This is a genomic window from Mycobacterium sp. (genome assembly GCF_049673265.1).
In the GTDB taxonomy this organism is placed as follows: domain Bacteria; phylum Actinomycetota; class Actinomycetes; order Mycobacteriales; family Mycobacteriaceae; genus Mycobacterium.
This window is the reverse complement of sequence record NZ_JBATXN010000027.1, coordinates 1-4,105: the sequence shown is the minus strand read 5'-3', so window position 1 is coordinate 4,105 and position 4,105 is coordinate 1. Positions and strand designations below refer to the sequence as shown.

5 protein-coding genes and 1 pseudogene are annotated in these 4,105 nt (G+C 66.8%); 2 read left to right on the top strand and 4 right to left on the bottom strand.

The genetic code is table 11. The features are described from left to right. Positions 1–192, bottom strand: a 192-nt coding sequence (locus WBF82_RS00845; RefSeq protein ID WP_424381213.1) for an LLM class flavin-dependent oxidoreductase, incomplete at its 3' end; no start/stop codon positions are given. A 9-nt stretch (positions 193–201) separates the two neighbouring features. Here WBF82_RS00845 and WBF82_RS00840 point away from each other — a divergent pair. Then, complete coding sequence (locus WBF82_RS00840; RefSeq protein ID WP_424381212.1) at positions 202–693, top strand: SRPBCC family protein; 492 nt, start codon at positions 202–204, stop codon at positions 691–693. A gap of 3 nt (positions 694–696) precedes the next feature. Here the strand turns inward: WBF82_RS00840 and rsgA are convergent, their stop codons facing one another. Beyond that, positions 697–1,677: a ribosome small subunit-dependent GTPase A gene (gene rsgA, locus WBF82_RS00835; protein ID WP_424381215.1), complete on the bottom strand. Its 981-nt coding sequence runs from the start codon at positions 1,675–1,677 to the stop codon at positions 697–699. Beyond that, entirely contained in the window at positions 1,674–2,957 is a 1,284-nt protein-coding gene (aroA, locus tag WBF82_RS00830; RefSeq protein ID WP_424381211.1) for a 3-phosphoshikimate 1-carboxyvinyltransferase, read from the bottom strand. Before aroA ends, rsgA begins: the two co-directional genes overlap by 4 nt. 33 nt (positions 2,958–2,990) lie before the next feature. Between aroA and WBF82_RS00825 the strand changes: the two genes are divergently transcribed. Further along, positions 2,991–3,749 (top strand): SOS response-associated peptidase, encoded by a 759-nt coding sequence (locus WBF82_RS00825; RefSeq protein ID WP_424381214.1) that lies wholly within the window; start codon positions 2,991–2,993, stop codon positions 3,747–3,749. 5 nt (positions 3,750–3,754) lie between these two features. On the opposite strand, the pseudogene WBF82_RS00820 reads toward WBF82_RS00825, so the two are convergent. Next, a pseudogene (locus WBF82_RS00820) lies at positions 3,755–4,105 on the bottom strand (FAD-dependent oxidoreductase); the annotation flags it as partial.

Here is a 4,105-nt window from a genome sequence, read left to right as displayed (position 1 = left end):
CTGCACGACAAACGTTCCGAGTTTGATCGACGACGTCTTGGCGGCCAGGTAGGCCAGCCCGGTCAGCGCGTCGTAGCCCCAGACTTCGGGAACCCACAACGACGTCACACCGATCCTTTCGGCGGCGATTGCGAACTCCGCCGCGCCCGGTAAGCGGGGTTCGATCATCGCGCCGACCTTCATCCCTGGCATGCTACAAGGGTGCGATACCGCGATCAGCCCACACTCGAAGTGACACAGCGCGTTCGGTGTGACGTATCTACCGCATGGGAGCTGGTGACCGACATCAACCTGCCCGCGCGTTGTTCGTCGGAGCTGCAGGCCGTTGAGTGGCTTGACGATGCCAACGCGGTCGAAGTCGGTGCACGGTTTCGCGGTCGCAACAAGCATGAGGCGTTCGGTGACTGGGCGACGGTCTGCGAGATCGTCGAAGTCGAAAACGAACGCCGTTGGGTATATAACGTCACCGGACCCGAAGGGGTAAGCGCCACATGGGGATTCGAGGTCGAGCCAGCCAGTGATGGTGTGCTGGTTCGGCAGTGGGGACGGATGGGGCCAGGCCCATCGGGTCTGACTCCTGCGATCCTCGCGCAACCGGAGAAGGAGGCCAGAATCATCTCCCGCCGCCTTGCCGAATGGCAGCAGAACATGGCGGCCAATCTCGAGCAGGTTCGGTCGCAGGCCGAAAGCTGAAGTTCAGGCCTCGCGCAGCGCGGCCAGCAGTCGCCGTGCCGCCGCGACGCGACGGGTGGCCGGGCCGGTCAGGGCGTCCAGGGCACACTCGGGATCCGCGGGTGGACCCATGTGTCCGCAGCCGCGCGGGCAGTTCTCGATGGCTTCGGCCAGATCGGAGAACGCGACGATCACGTCGTCGGGTTGGATGTGGGCCAGCCCGAACGAGCGGATCCCCGGCGTATCGATCACCCAGCCGGTGTCATTGAATGGCAGCGCCACCGATTGCGTCGAAGTGTGCCGGCCCCGGCCGATATCGGTCACCTCGCCGACTGCTCGATGCGCCTCGGGCACAAGGCGATTCACCAACGTCGACTTGCCCACCCCGGAATGACCAAGCAGCACTGTGATTTTCCCGACCAGCAACGGGGCGACGGCGTCCAGCGGATCGTCGCGGCCGGCCGTGACCACGTTGAGTTCGAGGTCAGCGTATTGCTCGGCGAACGGGGCGGCCGGCGCCAAGTCGTTCTTGGTCAGGCACAGGATCGGTGTCAGCCCGCCGGCATACGCCGCGATCAGCGTCCGATCAACCAGGCCGGTGCGCGGCGGCGGGTCGGCCAGCGCCACTACGATCAACAGTTGATCGGCGTTGGCGACGACAACCCGCTCGGTGGAATCGGTGTCATCGGCGGTGCGCCGCAACACTGTTCGCCGCGGGCCACGCCGCACGATGCGGGCTAAGCTATCCGGCCGGCCGGAAAGGTCGCCGACCACGTCGACCTCATCACCGACGACGATCGGGGTGCGGCCCAGTTCTCGTGCCCGCATAGCGGTGACCCGGCGGTCAGGGTCGCCGTCGAGCACACAGCCCCAGCGGCCGCGGTCCACGCTGACCACCATGGCCGATTTCGCGTCGGCATGCTCGGGGCGGGTCTTCGTCCGCGGTCGCGAACCCCGTCCCGAGCGGATCTTGACGTCGGACTCGTCGTAGTCGCCCGGCCTCAACCGCTGGACTTCCCGATCATGTCGGTCCACAGCCGCGGGAAATCCGGCAGCGTCTTGGCGGTGGTGGCGATGTCATCGACCTCGACGCCGGCGACCCGGAGCCCGACGATCGCGCCGGCCGTCGCCATCCGATGATCGGCATACGACCGCCAAATCCCTTGCCGCAGTGGTGTTGCTGTGATCTCCAGGCCATCTGCGGTTTCCGAGCAATTGCCGCCCAGCCGGTTGATTTCGGTGCTCAGCGCCGCCAGGCGGTCGGTTTCGTGGCCGCGCAAATGCGCGATGCCGGACAGCCGTGACACCGAGCCCGGGGTGGCCAGCGCTGCGAGCACTGCCACTGCCGGGGTGAGCTCACCGACGTCGCGCAGATTCACATCGAAGCCGCCGTAGGATTGCGGACCCTGCACCTCGAGGTACGAATCAGACTGCTTCACAACAGAATTCAGCTGCCTCAGGATGCTCAGAATCGTCTCGGCGGGTTGGATGCTGTGCGCCGGCCAGTCGGTGATGCGCACCGTGCCTGCGCTGACGACGGCCGCGGCAATAAATGGGACGGCGTTGGACAGGTCCGGTTCGATATGCCAGTGCCGGGCCGCCACGACGCCCGGTCGCACCTGCCAACGGTCGGGTGTGGTGTCGTCGACGTCGACGCCGGCTTGGCGCAGCATCGCCACCGTCATTGCGACGTGCGGTGCCGAGGGCAGCGTCGGACCGACGTGCTGCACGATCAGGCCTTCGGTGAAGGACGCACCGGATAGCAATAGGCCGGAGACAAACTGCGACGACGCCGAGGCATCGATTTTCACCGTCCCGCCGGTGACCGATCCGACGCCGCGCACCTGAAACGGCAAGCCGTCGCCGTCGATATCGACGCCCAGGCCGCGCAACGCTTCGAGCAATGGGGCGATCGGCCGGACCCGGGCCTGCTCGTCGCCATCGAAGGTCACTGCGACGGCTCCCAGCGCCGCCACCGGCGGGACGAAGCGCAACACCGTGCCGGCCAGCCCGCAGTCGATCCGGGCGTCGGCCGTCGGGGCGATCTTCCCGCTGACCGTCAGCTCTGCTGCTGCCCCCTCGACCAGCAGGCCCAACTCGCCCAGCGCGCCGATCATCAGGTCGGTGTCGCGGCTGCGCAACGCGCCGCTGATCGTCGAAACCCCGCCGTTCGCAGCGGCCAGCGCCGAGAGCACCAAGGCCCGGTTGGTCTGGGATTTCGAGCCCGGCACCGTCACCGTCGCGCACACCGGCTGCTGCGTGTGCGGGGCAGCCCAGGTGTTCACGTGTCCATCATTGCCTACGGGCACTATGGAGGTATGTGTGGACGATTCGCGGTCACGACAGATCCAGCGGCGCTGGCCGAAAAGATCCAGGCGATCAACGAGGCGCGGGCTACCGAATCGGCCGGCCCGAACTACAACGTCGCGCCCACCACGACCATCACCACCGTCGTGCGTCGTCACGACGAACCCGATGACGAACCCACCCGACGCGTGCGCCTGATGCGCTGGGGGCTGGTACCGCCGTGGGTCAAGGCAGGAGCTGACGGTGCGCCGGAGCCCAAGGGTCCGCAGTTGATCAACGCTCGGGCCGACAAGGTCACCACCTCGCCGGCGTTTCGCTCGAGCGCCAAATCCAAACGCTGCCTGGTGCCGATGGACGGCTACTACGAATGGCGGGCCAACCCGGCCACTGACAGCGGCAAGAAAACCCGCAAGACCCCGTTCTACCTGCACCGCGCCGACGGCGAAATGCTGTTCGCGGCGGGCTTGTGGTCGGTATGGAAGCCGGCCAAGGAGGCAAGCCCGTTGCTGAGCTGCACGATCATCACCACCGATGCGGTCGGCGCGCTCGGCGAGATCCACGACCGGATGCCGTTGATCGTTCGCGAACCCGATTGGGATCGCTGGCTGGACCCCGACGTCCCCGCCGACACCGAATTGTTGGCCGCCCCGCCGGATGTGCACGGCATCGAGATGCGCGAGATCTCGACATTGGTCAACAGCGTGCGCAACAACGGGCCCGAGTTGCTCGAGCCGGCCGAGCCGCAGCCCGAACAGGCCAGGCTGCTCTAGCCGCGCTACCGGTTGAGGTAGGCGAGTGCTTCGCTGGCCGCGTTGGCGCCGCACATGCCGTGCGCGCCGGGCCCCGGTGGGGAGGCTGCCGAGCAGATATACATGCCCGGTACTCCAATACTGTACGGCGACAGCGTCATTCGTGGACCGAACGTGAGCTGGCGAATGTCCTTGGCGCCGGTCATGATATCGCCGCCGACAAAGTTGGGGTTGTAGGTGGCCATCTGGGTCGTCGAGCGCACGGTGTGGCCGACGACGCGTTCCCGGAAACCGGGGGCGAACCGCTCGATCTGGGCGATGATCGCCTCGGTCGCATCGCCGGTATAGCCGTTCGGGACGTGGGCGTAGCTCCACAC

Excerpts from the sequence above, each read along its gene's own strand:
- WBF82_RS00825 (WP_424381214.1), top strand. The coding sequence starts at position 2,991 with ATGTGTGGACGATTCGCGGTCACGACAGATCCAGCGGCGCTGGCCGAA.